At 30.1% G+C, this 1,295-nt stretch carries 1 pseudogene; it reads right to left on the reverse strand.

Annotated elements, in window-relative coordinates:
• Positions 1-152: 152 nt before the first annotated feature.
• Positions 153-953: pseudogene (locus AFK68_RS43875) on the reverse strand (4-Cys prefix domain-containing protein); the annotation flags it as partial.
• Between the last annotated feature and the right edge of the window lie 342 nt (positions 954-1,295).

Genomic DNA, 1,295 nt, shown 5'->3' on the forward strand with positions numbered 1-1,295 from the left:
AATTAATGGTTGAGATAAATCATCTTTTAATCTTGCTAATCTTTGTAAGAGTATCTGAGTATTTTTTTGCTGTTTTTGTGAGATTAAGTAATCAATAAAATCTGCTAATTTTGGAGATATATTAGAAAGTTGGCTTCGCCAGTTTAATGTANGAAGGCATAAAAACATTCCGAAAATGCTAATCTTTGTAAGAGTATCTGAGTATTTTTTTGCTGTTTTTGTGAGATTAAGTAATCAATAAAATCTGCTAATTTTGGAGATATATTAGAAAGTTGGCTTCGCCAGTTTAATGTATTAGTATCAGAATTTAAGAATGTAGATAGGAGCTGACCAGTCAATAAGTAAATAAAGGTATATCCTAGTGCAAGAAAATCTGATTCTGCTGACTGTAATTCTAGAGAAAAATTAGTTAATGTTAATTGCCCATTGGGGCGAAGAATAATATTACTTGGTTGAATATTTTGATAGAAAAATTGTTTTTTATGTAATAAGTCTAAGATTTCTATGAGTTGAGTCAACCATTCGAGAGCTAATTCTTGACTCAGAGGTGAATTGTTTTTTCCTAACCAAGTATGTAGGTTTTCTCCAGGAATTTTTTCTATCCCTAAACAGTGTAATTTTTGATTACTATTTCTCGGCAAAAATGTAAAATATCCACCAGGTTTTACTTGAGGAACTCCAGGATGATTAAGTTCTGCTAATACCTTCGCTTGTTGTTGAAATTGAGAAATGTATTCAGTACGATCTATATGTAATACTTTTACTTCTAAAAGTTCAGTGTTTTTTTCTCCTTTTACTTCTACTTCATAGATAGCTACCCCATGATTATCGCTAAGTTTTTTGACAACTTGATATTGCTCTTCTATTAATAATTTTGAGCCACAAGCTGTACAATATAAAGGGTTATTATGATTTTCTGGATGAGAGCAATTAGGATTAATACAATGGCTCATAACCACTACCAATTCTTTTTTCTGATTATAGCTAAGTAGTCGTGCTTTTAGGAATTTCCTAGTTTAAAGAGGAAATGGGGAATAGGGAATAGGTATGGAGGGAGAAATAATTGATAATTTATAGATAAGATTGGAGATATATAAGAAATGTGTAATTAATTTTGTATAAGCACTTAATTACAGCACGAGACAGAGTTCATAAAACTGGGTGGATTTTTTTACTATGCAACTATTTTTATTACAAAAAAATCTTTTCTCTCTCATTCCATGCTAACTATGCTCCTTACCCTTTATAATTAATAATTATGAATTAGTGGTGCTAAACTTAACTAACTATAATAC

It is taken from the genome of Hydrocoleum sp. CS-953 (assembly GCF_002260545.1).
Lineage (GTDB): Bacteria > Cyanobacteriota > Cyanobacteriia > Cyanobacteriales > Microcoleaceae > Trichodesmium.